Annotated in this window: 14 protein-coding genes; 6 read left to right on the forward strand and 8 right to left on the reverse strand. The window is 69.8% G+C overall.

All coding sequences use genetic code 11. The features are described 5' to 3' along the window. Window positions 1-706: 706 nt before the first annotated feature. The 5 genes from KGQ19_RS29145 to KGQ19_RS29165 form a co-directional block, all read right to left on the reverse strand. Window positions 707-1072: a hypothetical protein gene (locus KGQ19_RS29145; protein ID WP_212014745.1), complete on the reverse strand. Its 366-nt coding sequence runs from the start codon at window positions 1070-1072 to the stop codon at window positions 707-709. 231 nt (window positions 1073-1303) lie between these two features. After that, the gene (locus tag KGQ19_RS29150; RefSeq protein WP_212014747.1) at window positions 1304-2560 is read right to left on the reverse strand and encodes an ATP-grasp domain-containing protein; all 1257 of its coding nucleotides are present in this window, start codon (window positions 2558-2560) and stop codon (window positions 1304-1306) included. Between the two features lie 61 nt (window positions 2561-2621). Further along, window positions 2622-4001, reverse strand: coding sequence for a class I tRNA ligase family protein (locus tag KGQ19_RS29155; protein ID WP_212014749.1), 1380 nt, complete (start codon window positions 3999-4001; stop codon window positions 2622-2624). Between the two features lie 120 nt (window positions 4002-4121). Continuing rightward, the gene (locus tag KGQ19_RS29160; protein ID WP_212014751.1) at window positions 4122-5432 is read right to left on the reverse strand and encodes an MFS transporter; all 1311 of its coding nucleotides are present in this window, start codon (window positions 5430-5432) and stop codon (window positions 4122-4124) included. Continuing rightward, entirely contained in the window at window positions 5429-6745 is a 1317-nt protein-coding gene (locus KGQ19_RS29165; protein WP_212014759.1) for an ATP-grasp domain-containing protein, read from the reverse strand. Before KGQ19_RS29165 ends, KGQ19_RS29160 begins: the two co-directional genes overlap by 4 nt. Window positions 6746-7013: 268 nt before the next feature. On the opposite strand from KGQ19_RS29165, the gene KGQ19_RS29170 reads away from it, so the two are divergent. The 5 genes from KGQ19_RS29170 to KGQ19_RS29190 all read left to right on the forward strand — a co-directional run bounded on the left by KGQ19_RS29170 (window position 7014) and on the right by KGQ19_RS29190 (window position 12303). After that, complete coding sequence (locus KGQ19_RS29170; protein WP_212014761.1) at window positions 7014-7382, forward strand: cupin domain-containing protein; 369 nt, start codon at window positions 7014-7016, stop codon at window positions 7380-7382. Between the two features lie 59 nt (window positions 7383-7441). After that, window positions 7442-8506: an FAD-dependent oxidoreductase gene (locus KGQ19_RS29175; protein ID WP_212014763.1), complete on the forward strand. Its 1065-nt coding sequence runs from the start codon at window positions 7442-7444 to the stop codon at window positions 8504-8506. Window positions 8507-8665: 159 nt separating this feature from the next. Beyond that, window positions 8666-9937 carry a SidA/IucD/PvdA family monooxygenase gene (locus KGQ19_RS29180; protein ID WP_212014765.1) on the forward strand — a complete coding sequence of 424 codons (1272 nt, stop codon included), beginning with the start codon at window positions 8666-8668 and terminating at the stop codon, window positions 9935-9937. 2 nt (window positions 9938-9939) lie between these two features. Continuing rightward, window positions 9940-10935, forward strand: a complete 996-nt coding sequence (locus tag KGQ19_RS29185) for an avidin-fold protein (RefSeq protein ID WP_212014767.1) — start codon at window positions 9940-9942, stop codon at window positions 10933-10935. A gap of 3 nt (window positions 10936-10938) precedes the next feature. Then, the gene (locus KGQ19_RS29190; protein WP_212014769.1) at window positions 10939-12303 is read left to right on the forward strand and encodes a hypothetical protein; all 1365 of its coding nucleotides are present in this window, start codon (window positions 10939-10941) and stop codon (window positions 12301-12303) included. Window positions 12304-12387: 84 nt separating this feature from the next. Here KGQ19_RS29190 and KGQ19_RS29195 read toward each other — a convergent pair whose 3' ends face one another. Next, on the reverse strand, window positions 12388-13542 hold the full coding sequence (locus KGQ19_RS29195; RefSeq protein ID WP_212014771.1) for a sensor histidine kinase: 1155 nt from the start codon (window positions 13540-13542) through the stop codon (window positions 12388-12390). A gap of 4 nt (window positions 13543-13546) precedes the next feature. Continuing rightward, window positions 13547-14209: a response regulator transcription factor gene (locus tag KGQ19_RS29200; RefSeq protein WP_212014773.1), complete on the reverse strand. Its 663-nt coding sequence runs from the start codon at window positions 14207-14209 to the stop codon at window positions 13547-13549. 222 nt (window positions 14210-14431) lie between these two features. On the opposite strand from KGQ19_RS29200, the gene KGQ19_RS29205 reads away from it, so the two are divergent. Then, window positions 14432-16426 carry a S53 family peptidase gene (locus tag KGQ19_RS29205; protein ID WP_212014775.1) on the forward strand — a complete coding sequence of 665 codons (1995 nt, stop codon included), beginning with the start codon at window positions 14432-14434 and terminating at the stop codon, window positions 16424-16426. A 94-nt stretch (window positions 16427-16520) separates the two neighbouring features. Here KGQ19_RS29205 and KGQ19_RS29210 read toward each other — a convergent pair whose 3' ends face one another. Next, a complete protein-coding gene (locus tag KGQ19_RS29210; RefSeq protein WP_212014777.1) occupies window positions 16521-16715 on the reverse strand; it encodes a thiomuracin/GE37468 family thiazolyl RiPP peptide in 195 nt (64 codons plus the stop codon). Window positions 16716-16864 lie beyond the last annotated feature (149 nt).

Genomic DNA, 16864 nt, shown 5'->3' on the forward strand with positions numbered 1-16864 from the left:
GCCATACGAAACCGCCGCCTACCTGCATGTCCGCCGCGCGCGGACTTTACCCCCGGACACCGGTGCTGTACCCCCCGGGCTGACGACGCGACCGAGGGGAACGGACCGCACCACCCCACAAACCGCCACCGCTGAGACTCACCCGGCCACCCGAGGGAACCGCGCTAGTTTCCCTGAGGTTGCCGAGGCCCGCCGGAGGCCCGGCCCTTCATCACAGCCCTTGACCTTGATCTTGCTGTTGATCTTGCTTGTGCCGTTGATCTTGCTCTTGATCTGGCCCTTTGCCCTTGCTCTGACTTGCTGGAGTTGAAGAGGCCTGAGGTGCGGCGGGGTTGTGAACGCGAGAACCGGCAGCCGAAACACAGACTCGCCGACTTGAACCCCGAACCGGCACAACTATGACCGAAGGCCGTAAAAAGCTTTGAAAACCACAGACCAACAGCAACCCGGCCCACAAACTCCAACCCCAAAGAAGATCCGAACCCGAACACCCCAAACCGACCCGCTACCGCACTACCTCACCCCGCCAGCAATCTAGCGAAACCGCCACGCCGACAACCTCCGCCCAGGCCAAGTCATCACCAGAGCAAACGTTGCCTGACACGGGGGGCTTGACCCCGGCAGTAGTCCACCGGCCCCGGCCCCGGCCCCGGGCGGTCGGCCCCGGGCGATCAACCCCGGGGCCGCGCCTACATCGGTCTGGACTCTAGTTGAACGCCGCGAAAGTACACGCCGCTACCGCAACCCTCGAATTCACGCCGAGGCCCGACATCGTGAACACGCAGTGGCCGTAGGCAGCCGAGGCATTGACCACCGCCGCGACAGCCGTCGTGACGCAGACCAATTTTGTCGAAGTGGTGAGTTCATCGAAGTTGTACAGCACTGAATAGCAACCTGTGGCGTCGCCATCGGGCGTCACCACGGCCTCCGCCGATGCGCTGGCCGAAACCGAGGTCGCGGCGACGGTGCTGGCCGATGCGGTGGACGCCATCGCCACGCCTCCACCGACCAGGGTGAGCGCGGTCAATGCGGTGGCAGCGCCGAAGCGGCGGACGGAGAGTGAATTCTTCACCTGGTGCTCCTCTTTCCCGTGTGGGTCCTCATCGTCGGGAAGTAGCCGCCGAAGCCACTTCGCAGTGGGCAAAGTGGTCTTGGGCGCCGATGCTTCCCGTCGGATCGATCTTCATGGAGGACATCCGGCCACACCAAGGAATCCGTACGAGTCCGGACTGTCGATCAGCTACTGCTGCCGCCACATCGGCAGTCATCAGAGCCTTGATCTCTCAGGAGGCGGCGCCGCACCTCAGTCCAGAATGATCTGCGCCTCCAGCTCCTTCAGCTTCGCGAAGTCCGCCTCGACGGCCTCCGGGTCCGGGTCGGCGAAGACCACCCAGCCGAAGGCGTCGAACAGGCCGGTCGAGGCCGGGACGACGTCGCCGGTGCCGTAGGGGATGTGCTTGCAGTCGAACGTCGGCAGGCCGTCCACCTGGTCGAAGAGGTCGCCGTTGCGCCAGGTGCCGGAGCGGGGGGCGGTGAGGAAGGCGGCGCGGACGTGGCGCAGCCAGTCGTAGCCCGGCTTGAACTCGCCGTCGACCAGGTGCCGGACCGTGCGCTGGATCTGGGCGTCGCCGGTGGCCAGGCGGGTGACCATCTGGTGGCCGCCGCCGGCCGGGCGGGCGCCGATCTCCACCAGGCGCGGGCCGGCCGCGGTGAGCATGACCTCGACGTGCGCGCTGAAGTTGCGGATTCCCACGGCTTTGGCCACCTGCTGGGCGAAGGCGAACAGCTCCGGGACCTCCGGCGTGTCCGGCGGCAGGAAGTCCACCCGCTCGTAGATGCCGGTGCGGCCGTGGTCCGCATGGTCGTAGCGGACCGCCTTGGTGTAGCGGCAGACGTCCACGAGGCCGTACTCGCCGTTGACCGCGTACAGATCCACGATGTACTCGACGCCCTCGGCGAACTCCTGCAGCAGGACCGTGGTGTTCACCTGGTTGGTGATGTTGGTGTGGCCGAGGATCGCCTCGAACGGCGTGCGCAGGTCGCCGCCGGGCTCGACGAAGTGCACCGAGTCGGTGGCGCAGCTGTTGGTCGGCTTGAGCACCAGCTTGGAGCCGCCCAGCCCCTCCTGCTCGATCCACGCGGCGGCCTGCTCGACGCTCTCGGCGCGGAACTGCTTGAGCGTCGGGATGCCCGCGGCGGCCACCGCCTGGCCCATGTCCCACTTGTCGCGGCGGGCCGGGATCAGCGCCGGGTCGTTCGCCAGGTCCGGGGTGACCTCGGCGGCCAGGTGCTCGGCCAGCAGCACCCCGAACTCGCTGCCCGGGATCACGGCCAGCGGGTCGAACTGCCGCAGGTGCTCGGCCAGCACGCGGCGGCCCCGCTCGGTCCCGTTCCAGACCAGGATGTGCTCGAAGTTCTCCGGGAACCAGCCCGAGAGCACGGCCGCGGGCGTGTCCAGCATGCTCATGACGGCGATCGCCCGCACCCCGCGCTCGGCGAAGGCGGGGGCCAGTTCCTGCCCGGTGGACAGCGGGTCGACGATGACGATGTTCCGTTCCATGCTCCCACTACGCTTTCTTCAGAGCCTGCTTCAGGATTGGTCTTGGTGGGTCCGGAGCCTCTCAGTGCTCTGCGCCAGTGATGCAGGACATCAGCACCCTGGCCGATTCGGCACCCGACGGATACGCGGCCAGCGCGCAGCGCACCGCCAGCGGCGGGTCGAAGGACTCCAGCCGCAGCGCGCGCAGCCCGCGCTGGGCATCCAGTTCGGCCAACGGCGAACCGGCCGCGTATGTGCCGGCCGCACTGCCGTCCAGCACCGCGCCGAGGTGTGCCTTGAAAGCCTCGAACGAAGCCGTGGTGAAGTCGGTCCCGTGGTGGTCGGGCCGGTCCCAGGCCAGATAGGCCCGGACCACGGCCGGGTCCTCGGCGGCCAGGAACTCGTCGGCCCAGATGGCGTGGTCCCGGCTGGTGGAGAACTTCAGGCCGTCCAGCCGGTAGAACTGGTTGGAGATGATCCCGGCGTGCTTGGCGGGCGAGACGCCGGCGGCGGCCAGCACGGCCGGGACCAGCACCGCGTTGTAGAAGGAGTTGTCCATCCCGAGGAAGTGCCAGACCTCTGAGATCGCCTCCCAGGCCGCGGCGCACGCGGCCGGGGTCGCCTCGACCCCGGGCTGAAGGTGTCGCGCGATCGTGTACAGGTAGCCGAGCCCGAGTTCACACCAGACGTCGATCCGCAGCTGTGCGCCCGAGGATCCCTGCCACGGCAGGCCCCAGTCGGTCTCGTACGCCATCGGGATCTCCGGCAGCCCGGCCTGCAGGTAGTGGTCCAGCACTTGCCGGACCCAGGTCGGAAGCTGCTCGGTCAGCCACGCCTGGCGCAGCGGCTCGCGCAGATCCTCCAGAATCAGCACCGGGAGCACCGCCGTGGTGAACTCGGCCGGGGCATCGCAGCAGCTTGATACCGGGTCCACCAGATTGAGCGCGGAGGTGAAGCCGCCGCAGCCCTCGCAGCAGCCGCCGGCCGCGCCCTCGCCGCAGATCCCGCAGGAACCGGTGACGCGGACGTGGTGCAGCGTCTGCTTGCACGCCGAGCACAGCGCGACCGGTGTCTCCTTCTCCCGCACGGCGCCCGCCGCGAGGAGTCCGGTCAGCAACTCGGGCACGGCGGCCCGGTAGTCGGCGTCGGTGGTGGGATCGCTGAACAGGTCGAAGTCGAATCCGGCCAGCTCCATGGCCCGGTGGATCCGGTCGCCGAAGACCTTGAGCATGTCCGGCACGGGCATGCCCAACTGGTCGGCGCGCGCCAGGGTGTAGTTCTGGTGCGGGTCCAGCCCGCAGAAGTACACGACGTCCTCGCCGGCGGCCCGGGCCGCGCGGGCGGCGAGATCGGCGGCGAGGAACGGCCCGGACAGGTGGCCGACGTGCAGCGGGCCGTTCGGCGTGGGCTGCGGGGAGATGACGAGCTTGACGCCGGTCCGGACCGGGACAGACTGCTGCACCGCGAACACCTTTCTCAGAGCCGGTATTGAGAATCAGGATCTTGCTGAAGGCGGGGAGAAGCTGTTCAACTGTTCGGGCGGCCCGGCCGGGACGGCCGAGGTGTTCAACCGTTCGAGCGGTCAGGCCGGGACGGCCTCGGTGCCGTCCGTCGCCGCGCCGACCGGCGCGGTGGCCTCCGAGGCGGCCTGCGCGGTGGCCTGCGGAGCGACCTGCGACTCGCGCATCCCGAAATAGCCGATCGCGATGCCGACCGCCGCGATGGCCCCGGTCCACCACCACACCTGCTGGTGCGTCGTGTTCCACAGGGCGACGCCGATCGCCGGGCCCACCGCCTGGCCGAGCCCGAAGACCGACTGCATCGTGCCCAGATAGCGACCGGTCCCGCCCTCCGGCGCGACCCGGGCCGGCCAGGAGAACACGCTCGGGCCGCCCACCATCTCCCCGAGGGTCACCATCAGCATGGCGATCCACAGCATCGGCACCCCGCCGGGCAGTCCGAAGCCGACCATGCCGGCGCCGAGCAGCACGAAGCCGGTCATCACCGCCAGCCGCGGCGACCAGTTCTGGACGAACTTGGTGATCAGCAGCTCGAAGGCGATGACCAGTCCGGCGTTCAGGCTGAACAGCGAGCTGTAGACGATGGTCCCGTGCCCGGCGTGCTTCACCGACAGCGGCAGCACCGCCATCATCTGGACGTAGATCACGGCGTTGACGAAGACCATCACCAGGTAATAGACGAAGCGCCGGTCCTGGAACGCCATCCGGTACCCGGTCGTCGGCCGCTTCGCGGCCGGGCGGTCACCGCGCGCCGCGTCCCGGGGCAGCACACCCAGCGCGATCAGGCCGAAGACCAGCGAGGTCGCGCCGTCGATCCAGAAGATCAGGTTCCAGGACACCTGGATCAGCCACACCGCCAGCAGCGGGCCGGCGGTGGACCCGACGTTGGAGGCCGCGCGGTTGAACGCCATGACCATGGTCTGGCGGGCTTTGGGCGTGTTGGCCGCCAGGATCGCGGCGGTGGCCGGCCGGTAGGACACACCGATCGCCCCGGTGAAGAAGAGCACCACCAGGATCACCGGATACACGGTCACCAGGCTGACCGACGCGACCAGCACCGAGCCGGCCAGCATCGAGGCGGTGATGGTCAGGCGCGGCCCGAAGCGGTCGGCCAGGCCGCCGCCGCCGAACAGGCCGATCACGGAGCCCGCGCCGTAGACGGTCAGCGCCACCCCGGCCTCGGTCGCGCTGAACCCGCGATGGACGAGGTAGAGCACCATGAACGCCTGGAGGAACGCGCCGAGGCGGTTGACGAACACGCCGATCAGCAGCACCCGGACGACGAGTGGCACGCCGCGCAGCGTCTCCAGGATGCCGACGGCGGCCTGCTCGGCGGCCGACTCGGCCGACTCGGCCGGCGGGCTGGCGCTCATCGAGCGGCCTCTATGTCCGGTTCCCCGGTGCCCGGTTCCATCGTGATCGCCTTCTGCGCGGCGTCCAGAGCGGAGACGCACTCGTCGGCGGTGTCGGCGACGGCGATGGCGTGGGCCACCCGGCTCAGCCAGGCCACACCCCGCGGCGGCAGCTTGACCTCGGTCATCGGGTCCACCAGGACCTGAGCCTGCTCGATCGCGGCGGGCAGCGCGTCCCGGTCGATGTCCACGCGGGCGAGCACGCCGTCGTGCTCCGGGTAGTAGAACCGGATCGCGGCGACCCGGCGTGCCGAATCGGTCAGCCCCGGGTCACGACCGCACGCGACGTCGGCCGCGATCCGGTTGACGTCGATCCCGCCGGCCAGCAGGGCCAGCAGCGGGATGTGGCCGCCGGCCAGCCGGGCGTTGATCTCGATCACCTTGTAGCCGGCGGCGGTGCGGCGCAGCTCGGTGTGGGTGACGCCGGTGTGGAACCCCACCGCGCGGTGCGCCGCGGCGACCAAGGCGGCCAGGTCGGCATCGGTGCGCAGCGGATCGGCGGCGTCCACGACGTGTCCGACCTCTTCGAAGGCCGGCGCGAAGCCGAGCTGCTTGCGCGCGACCGCGAGCACGGCCGCCCGGCCGTCGAAACAGGCCGTCTCCACGCTGATCTCGGGACCGTCGAGGTATTCCTCGACCAGCACGGACTCCTGGTACTTCGCCTTCTCCTCGGCCAGTTCGATCCCGGCGGCCGCGTGGAAGGCCGCTGCGACGTCCTCGGCCCGGTCCACCCGGACCACGCCGAAGCTCGCGGCCAGGTTGCGGGGCTTGACCACGACCGGGAAACCCAGCCCGGCGGCGGCCCGCACGGCGTCCTCGGCACTGCCCACCGCGATCGAGCGGGCCTGCGGGACACCGGCCGCGTCCAGCGCCTGCCGGGTCGCGTGCTTGTCCCGGCACCGGGCCACCGCCTCGGCCCCGGAGGTCGGCAGGCCCAGGCCCTCGGCCAGCGCCGCGGTGTCGATGATCCGGGACTCGTCGTAGCTCAGTACGCCCTCGATGCCCCGGCCGTACTCGGCCCGGAGCCGCTCGTCGAGCTCGCGGGCCGCGCCGAGCATCGCCTCGGCGTCGAGGGTGTCGACCCGCGTCGATCCGAGGATGTAAGGCTCCTGCCAAGTCACCCGCGGGTCGCGGCCGGCCCCGCCGAGGAACAGCCACACCCGGTAGTGCGGGGCCAGGGCCTGGTGGAACGGCTCTCGGAACAGGGCTCCCAGGCTCGATACGACGATGACGAACGGCCGGTCTTCCGGCGCGGCCAGTGCGGGATCTGCCATGACTTCGCGCGCTCTCCTCGCTGTGTCAGCGGCCCAGATCGTAGACCGAGGGACCGGAACATATCAGGGGTCTCGGGTACGGCACCACTATGCGCCGGCGGACCGCGAAATGTCGGGGATTCAATGAATACTCGTAGTCATATCCCCGATACACATAGATACCGATATCAGAACCCTGGATCACGGATTAAGAGTGCTGCTAGCATCTCGCCCCACCACCAGAGGGATCCTCCGGCGGGGGAAAGGTCACGGGCGAAGGGGGCACTACATGCACGTCTTCAATCGATCCACCGCACAGGCCAGCACGACCGGAGCAGTCGAGGTCGTCAGGTGGGAGCAGTTCCAGGGCGCCGACCAGCTGCCTTTCGGCGGGATGTGGTACTCGGTGGCCCCCGGGAGCTCCAGTGCCAAGGACCAGCACCCCGATGTCGAGCTCTCCCTGGTACTCGGCGGCGTCGCCGAGGTCGAGGCGGCGGACGGGACGATCACCGCGGTTGCCGCCGGCTCGGGCTTCCTTCTGGCGAGCAACGAGTCGCACATCGTCCACAACAGCTCGCCGGACACCCCGGTGGTGGTTTTCAGCGCTTACTGGATGCCCGACGGGGACCCCCAGAATACCGAGACTCGAGAGCGGTAGGGGTATAGACCAATGAGCCCTGAGACAAATCCTTTATTCCTTTCCCAATGCGTTGATCCATGAGCGCCCGGGTCTGTGTGATCGGTGCGGGCCTGGCCGGTGCCGCACTGGCTTGGCGACTGGCTTGTTCGCGCTGCCCCGGGACTGAGACAACCCTTGTCGGGGATTCCTCCGAAGGCCGGCAGGACGCCAGCCGGACCTCCGGCGGGCTGGTCCGCGCCTTCGACATCGACCCCTGGCACCGCGGCAACGCCGAGGCCGGCCTGGCCGAGCTGCTGGCCGATCCGCTGCTGCGCAAATGGGCCGGTTACCGCCGGGCCGGATCGACCTACATCCTGGACACCAGCCGGCCCGACCAGCTGGCGGCGCTGGCCGCGGCCCGGGCCATGGCCGGCGTCCGGATCGCCGACGCCGCGGAACTGGCCGCCGAAGGCTGGCGCGGCCTGCCCGAGCACGCTTTCGCAGTGTTCGAACACGAGGCGGGCTACATCTCGCCGCACGAGTTCCGCAAGGCACTGACCGTCGACTTCGCGGTCAGATCCGGCAGCGTCCTGCTCGACGGCCCGGTTGTGGGCCTGGAGCGGACGCACAGCGGCCGGTCGTGGAACGTGCGGACGCCGGACGGCCGCTCGCGGGAGTTCGACGTCGTCGTGCTCGCGACCGGCGCCTGGACTCCGGCCCTGCTGCACCGGCAGGGCTGGCGCGCGGCCGGGCTGACCACCAAGGCGATCCAGTACACGCTCGTCCAGGCCGCCGGCCACCGGCCGGCGCCGTTCATCGACGAGACCAGCGGGCTGTTCGGACGGCCCGCCCAAGACGGTGTGATGCTCCTTGGCGTACCCACCGAATCCTGGGGGGTGGACCCGGATCGGCTCGACACCGACCCGGATCTCACAGACCGGGCCCTGCACCTGGCAGCCGAACGGCTTCCGGGCCTGACGCCGACCGCGCGCCTGCGCACGGTCGTGGCCGCCGACTGTTACGGCGACCGCGCCGGGCTCGTCTTGGAGCCGGTGGCCGCGGCCGGGGGCGGGGTCTTCACCTTCTCGGCCGGGTCCGGTGGCTCGGCCAAGACCGTTCTGCCCGCGAGCGCACACGCGGCGGAGCAAATCCTGCACGGGTAACCAACCACCAGTCACGCACGCGCCGAAAGTCCTCACGGCGCGAGCGACGCACGTCCCGCGCGACCACAGGCACAACACGCACGCGGCCGAACGTGTCACTTTCGCGTACTCGGCCCGCGGCGCGGCAACGTCTTTCCAACTGATGAGGAGAACCACGTCGTGTCCGAAAACACTCCTGCCTTTCACGTAGCGGCCATCGGCGCCGGGCCGAGCAACCTGAGCCTGGCCGCGCTCTACCAGGCTTGCACCCAGGACCGCGGCATGGTCCTGTTCGACCGGCAGCCCGGACCGTCCTGGCACGCCACCCTGCTGCACCCGGGCGTGGACATGCAGACCTCCTGGCTGAAGGACCTGGTCACGGTGGTCGACCCGACCCACCGGCTCAGCTTCCTGAATTACCTGGTGACCTCGGGCCGCTTCTACGCCCTGAACAACTCCCAGTTCGACAGCCTTCCCCGGCGCGAGTACCAGCGCTACCTGGCCTGGGCCGCGGGCCAGATCGACAACCTGCACTTCGGCGTGGACATCGACGAGATCTCGCTGGGCGCCGACGGCTTCCAGCTCAGCTCGGCCGGCGTCGCGCACTCGCTGTCCGAGCACGTGGTGGTCGGCGTCGGCACCCGGCCGGCGATCCCGGCGCAGCTGTCCGGGCTGCCCGAGGACCGGGTGTTCATCGCCGACCGACTGGTGCACCGGCTGCCGGAGATGGCGGTGGACAAGACCGTGCCGGTGGCGGTGCTCGGCGGCGGCCAGACCGGCTGCGAGGCCGTGCTGCGGCTGATCGGCGAGGGCTTCACCGCCATCCGGTGGATCGGGCGCGGGCAGTGGTTCCGCACCATCGACGACTCCCCGATCGCGAACGAGTTCTACCGTCCCGAGCACCAGCAGTTCCTGCAGGGGCTGACGCTCTCCAGCCGGGAGAAGCTCGTGCGCGGCCAGCGCTCCACCGGCGACGCGCTGACCCCGGGCGGGATGCGCGCGGTCTACCAGGCGAACTATCACGCGCTGCTGGAGACCGGGAGCTTCGCCGCGCACATCATGGTCGGGCACGACGTCGTGGGCGCCACGGCCGAGGACGACCAGGTCGTGCTGCGCTGCGAGACCTCGGAGCAGCGTTCTGAGATACCCGTCGCCTACGCGGTGGTGGCGATGGGCCGCGAGCGCACCCCGATCCCGTTCGACGACGAACTGCGGGAGCGCGTGGACTTCGACGACAACGGCGAGGTGATCGTCGAGTCCGACTACTCGATCCGGTGGAAGGGCAGCAACGGCCACCGGATCTACGCCCTCAACCGGGCGCGCTTCAGCCACGGCATCCCGGACGCGAACCTGACGCTGCTGCCGGTGCGCTCGGCGCTCATCGTGAACTCGATGCTCGAGCGCGAGGTCTACCGCCTCCCGGAAAACCTGTGCGCGGTGACGTGGGGATGAACATGCCCGAGCAAAGCAGCGAGCACGAGCAAGGCGAGGCCGGCTTCGCCTATGACGGCCTCCGGTTCCGGCCGGTCGAAGCAGAGCACGAACCCGGCGCCGCGACCACCGTGGGGCTGTACCACAGCCGCGGCGACGAGATGTGGGCCGAATTCGCCGGCGGGAACGTGCGCACCGGCCGCCTGGTCGGCGCCATCCGCCCCGACGGCACCATCGACGGCGCCTACTGCCAGGTCTCCTCCGACGGGCAGAGCGCGGCCGGCACGCTGGTGAGCGTCCCGGATCGGCTGCCCGACGGCCGGATCCGGCTGCACGAGCACTGGCGGCGCGCCGACGGTTCCAGCGGCGTCTCGGTGATCGAGCAGATCGACAGACCCGGCGGCGGGCAGCTGTCCTCGGCGCGGCTGGGGTATCTCAGGGATGAGATTTACCGGCAGCTGCGCACGCACCTGGGAACAGCCGACGTCCTGGCGGCCACGCGGAGCGCGACCCGGCTGCTCGACCAATGTCTGGACGGCCGGACCCCGAGCGAACTCACGGTCCAGGTCGCGCACGACGGGGACGCGACCGGGATGTACACGCTGGCGTTCGTCCGGACCATGCAGCTGATCACGGCTCGGGTTCACGACGAGACGTTCATCCTGCGCACGGTGACGGGACACCGGGCCGAACCGCCGTCCCGGACCGTGGTGGACAACATCGAGCGCGCTTCGCAGGTGCTGGGGCTGCACGAAGACCCCTGGTGCGAACCGCTGAGCGCTCAGGATGATCGGGTGGGCGAGGGCGCGGACGCCGTCATCACCGCCTCGACCGCCGACAGCCATCAGGCCCCTGAAACCCAGCATGGCCCGTTCTTCTCGATCGGTACGGACACATCCGGCGCGCCCCACGCACACCGGCCCGTGCTCGCCGATCTGCTGAAGTTCGAGTCCGAGGAACCACACGACGCGCGGACCGGAACGGCGGTCAGCGGTCTCGACGAGGGAGAGGATCGCTGATCCATGGCAGGGGACGAACTTAGCGCCGCCTATCTGGACCTGGTGCGGCGCAACGGGCACAAGCCCTCTGAACTACTCGGCCCGGTCGCCGCCGAGGCTAAGGTGCTGGACACTGCCGCCCTCGGCCGCTACCTGCCGTGCCCGCTGTTCCTCACCGCGCAGGAGAAGACCCGGCTGACCGAGGACCTGGTCAATCTCCGCACCGCGTTGGCCAGCCTGCCGGACCGGCTCTTCGGCGGGGACCTGACGGCCTTCGCCCGCGCCGTGGGGATGACCGACACCCAGATCGACATGGCCTCGCGCAGCCGCGGCCGGGAGGTGACCCGGTTCGCGCGGGCCGACCTGCTGGCCGTGCCCGGCGGGTTCCAGATCGTGGAGTTCAACATGGGCAGCAACATCGGCGGGGTGGACATCGCCGAACTCGCGGGGGTGATGCTCAAACACCCGACGCTGGCCGGCTTCGCCGCCGAACACGCGTTGGAGTACACCGACACCCGGGTCGAGGCGCTGCACACGTTGTTCGCCGAGACGGGAGTCGCCCGCGAGGACGATCCCTTCATCGCGATCGTGGACTCCCCCGGCAGCTTCCCGTCTCTGGGGAAGTACCTGCGAGCCGCCGCCGAGACCTGGGGCGAGCGCTACGGAATCCGCGCCGGCGCCTGCCATTTGGGCGAACTGGAGTACGACGACGGCTCGGTCTGGCTGCGGGGGCAGCGGGTGGACGCGGTCTGGCGCGTGTTCATGCTGGAGAACCTGGTCTCGCGCCCCGACGAGGCCGCGGTGATGGCGCCCCTGGTGGCCGCGGCGGAAAGGGGCGAGGTCCAGATCTTCACCCCCTTGGACGCCGAGGTCTACGGCAGCAAGAACGCGCTGGCGATGGTCGCGGACCGGGCCAACCGCCACCTGTTCACCACCGGGGAACAGGCCAGCCTGGACCGGCTGCTGCCGTGGACCAGGATCCTGACCGAGGGCGAGAGCACCCTGGACGACGGCGAGCAGGTGGACTTGGTCGAGTACGCGCTGAAGAACCGCACCGATCTGGTCCTGAAGCCGACGCTGATGCACGGCGGCATCGGCGTGGTCCTGGGAACGGACCCGCACGTCACCCAGGAGTACTGGGAGGAGCAGGTGCGCCAGAGCCTGGACGGCGCCCACATCATCCAACGGTTGGTGCGATCCGCGCCCGACTACTTCCCGACGGAGGACGGGGAAATCGAACCCTACTCGGTGATGTGGGGCACCTTCACGACCGCGCGGGGCTACGGCGGCACGTACGGCCGGGCCGTTGCCGACGCCACGAGCACGACCGGCGTCATCAGCCAAGGCAACGGCGCCAAGGCCGCCGCCGCCCTGCACGCCACCCGCTGAGCTGTGCAGCGCAGGTAGTACGGGACCCGGCTGGGCTGTCCACACCAGTCCGCACGAGTCCGCACACGACGAGCCGCCTCCTCATCACGAGCGAGGCGGCTCGTCGTCCGTGGGAAGGGCGACGTGCACCGCCAGCCCGCCTCCAGCCCGGGGCTCGGCGTGCACAGTGCCGTGATGGGCCTGCACGACCACGCGCACGACCGACAGGCCCAGGCCGGAGCCGCGGGGATGGTCGGTGCGGTCGTGGTGCAGCCGGCGGAACGGTTCGAACAGGGCACTGGCATCGGACGGGTCGATCATCGAACCCGGATTCACGATGCACAGCCGCGCCCGGCCGTCCTCGGCGGCCCCGACCCGGATCCGCACCCAGCCGTCTTCGGCCCGGTTGTAGCGGATCGCGTTGTCGACGAGGTTGTGCACCACTCTGGTCAGCAACGCCGAGTCGCCGAGCAGCGGGGCCGCGACCAGTTCGGTGTGCAGCTCGACGCCCGCCGCCCGGGCGCTGTGTTGGTGCGCGGCCACGGCTTCCACAGCCAGCACGGCCAGGTCGACGCGCGCGGTGCGGTCGATGGTGGACTCGTCTTGGGCCAGCGCCAGCAGGCTGTCCAGCAGCCGCTCCTGCGCGACGGCGATGGTCAGCAGCCGGGTCCCGAGGCGGCGGGCGTCCGGCGAGGCGTTCGGGGCGGTGGCCGCGACCTCCGCGACGGCGCGCGCCGTGGCCAGCGGGGTACGCAGCTCGTGGGAGGCGTTGGCGACGAAGCGGCGCTGCCCGTCGAAGGAGCGCTCCAGCCGGCCCACCATCGCGTCGAAGGTGTCCGCGAGTTCCTTGAGTTCGTCGGCCGGACGCTTCAACGCGATCCGTTCGTGCAGATTGCGTTCGGCGATCCGGCGCGCGGTGGCGGTCACGGCGCGGACCGGGTCCAGCACGCGTCCGGCCAGTAGCCAGCCCAGGCAGGCGCTGAGCACCGCCAGGGCGAGCAGGGCCACGGCGCCGAGGGTGATGATCGACGTTCCCACCCGGCCCCGCAGGTTGTAGGGACTCACCGCCACGCTCGTACTGCTTCGCGGGGCGGGCACGGTGTTCGCCGGGTTGAAGGGGGTGGCTCTGGCGACGGCTAGGAAGTTCGGCAGCGAGGGCACGACGAGCAGATAGACGAGGACCAGCAGGATCAGTCCGGTCAGTATGGTCAGGGCGGTGTACCAGGATGCCAGCCGCAGCTGGATCGACGGGCGCCTCACGGGTTCACGGGATCCGGTAGCCGACGCCCTGGACCGTCTCGATCACCCACGGCACCCCGAGTTTGCGCCGCAGCCCGGTCATGGTCACGCGGACGGCGTTGGTGAACGGGTCGGCGTTCTCGTCCCAGGCCTTGTCCAACAGCCACTCGGTCGGGATCACCGCGCCGTCGGCGAGCAGCAACTCCTCCAACACCGCGAACTCCTTGGGGGACAAGCGGATCGGCATGTCGTCCCGGGTCACCTCGCGGCGCGCCGGGTCCAGGCGCACGCCGGCCCGGGTCAGGACCGGAGGCTTCGCGGCCCGGGTGCGTCGGCCCAGGGCCCGCACCCGGGCCGCCAGTTCCGCGAAGGCGAACGGCTTGCCCAGGTAGTCGTCGGCTCCCAACTCCAGACCGGCCACCCGATCGGGAACCGCGGAGGCCGCCGTCAGCATCAGGATGCGCAAGGCGCGCGGCTCGGTGGCGGACGTCCAGGCCCGGCAGACCTCGTCGCCGTGCACCCTCGGCAGATCACGGTCCAGTACGGCCACGTCGTAGACGCCGAGCACCTGCCGGTCCAGCGCGGCCTGTCCGTCGTAGACCACGTCGACGGCGAACCCCCGGTCGCGCAGCCCTTCGGCGATCGTGTCGGCCAGCAGGGTCTCGTCCTCGACCACCAATACGCGCATGGAGCCGATCCAAGTGGGCAAGCCTAAGAGCTTTGTAAGCACTCTGCTTAGAACTTGGCAACCACTATCCTTAGAACTTTGTAAGGACTCTGCTAGCACCCGTGTAACGGCCCCGGGGCCAGTGTTGCCTTCGTCATCCCCCGAAGCGGACGGAGCACCACTGTGCAGTTCGATCAACGTCGATGGGCATCGGCTGTGCTGGCCTGTGCCTGCACGGCCACATTGACCGTAAGCGGAGCCGGGACAGCGACCGCGGCGCAGTCCCGGGTCACCCTGTCCGGGACCGGCTACCAGAGCGATTACGGGCTCACGGACCTGGGCCCGTCGGATCCCGGCATCACGGTGACCGACAACCTCTATCTCAACGTCCGTGACCCGGCTCTGCTGGCCGCCGAGGCCCGCGCGGTCTCGACGCCGGGCAGCCCGGACTACGGGCACTACCTCACCGCCGCGCAGACCCAGGCCCTGGACCAACTCACCCCGGGTCAGCTCGGCATCGTCGAGGACTGGCTGAAGTCGGCCGGGCTGACGGTCAGCGAGCCGAACTGGCGGACCCTGCGCGTGACCGGGACGATCGGCCAGTTGGAGAAGGCGTTCGATGTGACCTTCCACAACTACGCCGATCCTTACCCCCAGGACCCCTATCACTGGCAGATACCCTCCACGGACCTGTCCGTGCCCGCCGGCGTCTCCCCGTTGATCTTCTCCCCCAGCGACTCCCAGTTTCCCGTCCCGATAGCCGGCCAGAGCAGTACCGAGCACTCGGCGAACGGGGCCTCGGGCCAGAAGACGGGCACGGGGGTGAACCGTCCGGCGCGGCTGGGAGGCGTGTCGTATCCGAACACCGCCGCGACCGGCACGCCCGGCGCGTCCTCCAGCGGATCGTCCGACGATTCCTGTGGGTCGTATTGGGGCCAGAAGCAGTTCACTGACTTGCCCCCGGTGAACGGGAAGGTGCCCGATGAGCCGCCCTGCGGCTACACCCCCGACCAGCTGCGCCACGCCTACGGTCTGGACAAGGCCGACCTGACCGGCAAGGGGCAGAACGTCGCCGTGATCACGCCGGCCATCGACACCCTGCAGCAGGACGTCGACACGTGGGCGAAGAAGGTGGGCACGCAGCCGCTGCGGCCGGGCCAGCTGACCGTAGTGCCCACTCCCGACGGCTCCCCCGCACCGACGCGCGCGAATGACGCGGGCGGGATGATCGAGAACACGTTGGACGTGGAGGCCGTGCACGGCATGGCCCCGGACGCGAACATCTTCTCCGTCGGCACGTCCGAGGCGGCCTACGGCTCGGTCCTCGACAGCCTCGTCTACACCCTCGATCACACCCCGGCCACGATCGTCTCGCTGTCCGTGGCGTTCCAGACGACGCCGAACCTGCAACAGGCCTACGACGCGGTGTATGAGGAGGGCGCGATTCAGGGAGTCGGCTTCTACTACTCCAGCGGCGACGGCGGACACGACCCGGCGACCGGCACCTATCTCAACCCCCAGGCCGGGGCCGACTTCGTCACCGGGGTCGGCGGCACCTCGCTGGGCGTCAACGCCAACGGCTCGCGCGAGTGGGAGACCGGCTGGGGCGATTCGGCCGGCCAGCTCAGCGCGGACGGCAAGTCCTGGCAGCCGATCAACGGCGGCATCGGCGGCGGCGCGGGCGGCGGCTGGATGACCGGTCAGCCGCAACCGTGGTACCAGCGCGGTGTGGTCTCCGGCCAGGAGGCCACCGGCCCGGACGGCAAGCGCGACCGCGTCGGTCCCGACGTGGGGATGGACGCCGACGGGATGACCGGGATGCTGATCGGCGGCACCGCGATCAGCGCGATAACGGAACCGGACCCCGCCACGTGGACCTACAAGGAGCGCCGCACCGGCGGCACCAGCTTGTCCGCTCCGCTGTTCGCCGGAGTGCAGGCGCTCGCGCAGCAGGCCCGGGGCGGCAAGGCGATCGGCTTCGCCAACCCGCTGCTGTACCAGCTGTCCGGCGCCGGCGCCTTCCGCGACATCACCGCGCTGACCGGCCCGGCGCCCGCCGCAGCGGTCTACACCCAGCTCAGCGCCACCACCTGGAACTGGATCCTGTACCAGGCGCTCGGCACGATGCCCGTGACCCCGCCCAGCACGCAGACCCCTGCGACCGGACCGGGCTTCGACACCACGACCGGGCTCGGCGCGCCGACCGGGCGCTACCTGTCGCTGATGCGTAGGCACTGACGTCTTCTCACGGTTCGCGTTCCTGCGGCCACGCCCGCTCGCCGCTGCAGCGGCGAGCGGGTTCAGGCGCTGCTCAGGAGCAGCTGCGGTTACATCAGGAGCAGCTGCAGTTACAGCAGTTCGGCGGCGGCGCGCAGCAGTACGAGGCGCTGGCCTCGGTCATGCCGTGCCCGGTGGTCAGGGTCTCGCCCTGCTCGCCGGCGGTCAGCGCGTCCAGGTCCAGGCTCAACGCGCTGAGGTCTCCGAGCGCATCGGCGAGCGAGGGAGCTTCGGGCTTGAACTCGTCCATCGAATCCTCCTTGGCCGTTCCACCAGCTGACGACTGGCCTTTCGACCAGGCATCGCGGTGGGTTGACGGGTTATCAGGGTGATGACCCGCGGCGGACGATACTTGAGAAATTCGAGCCGGGGAAGAGGGTGGACTAGACCAATTCGGGC

Source organism: Catenulispora pinistramenti, from assembly GCF_018274385.1.
Classification (GTDB): Bacteria; Actinomycetota; Actinomycetes; order Streptomycetales; family Catenulisporaceae; genus Catenulispora; species Catenulispora pinistramenti.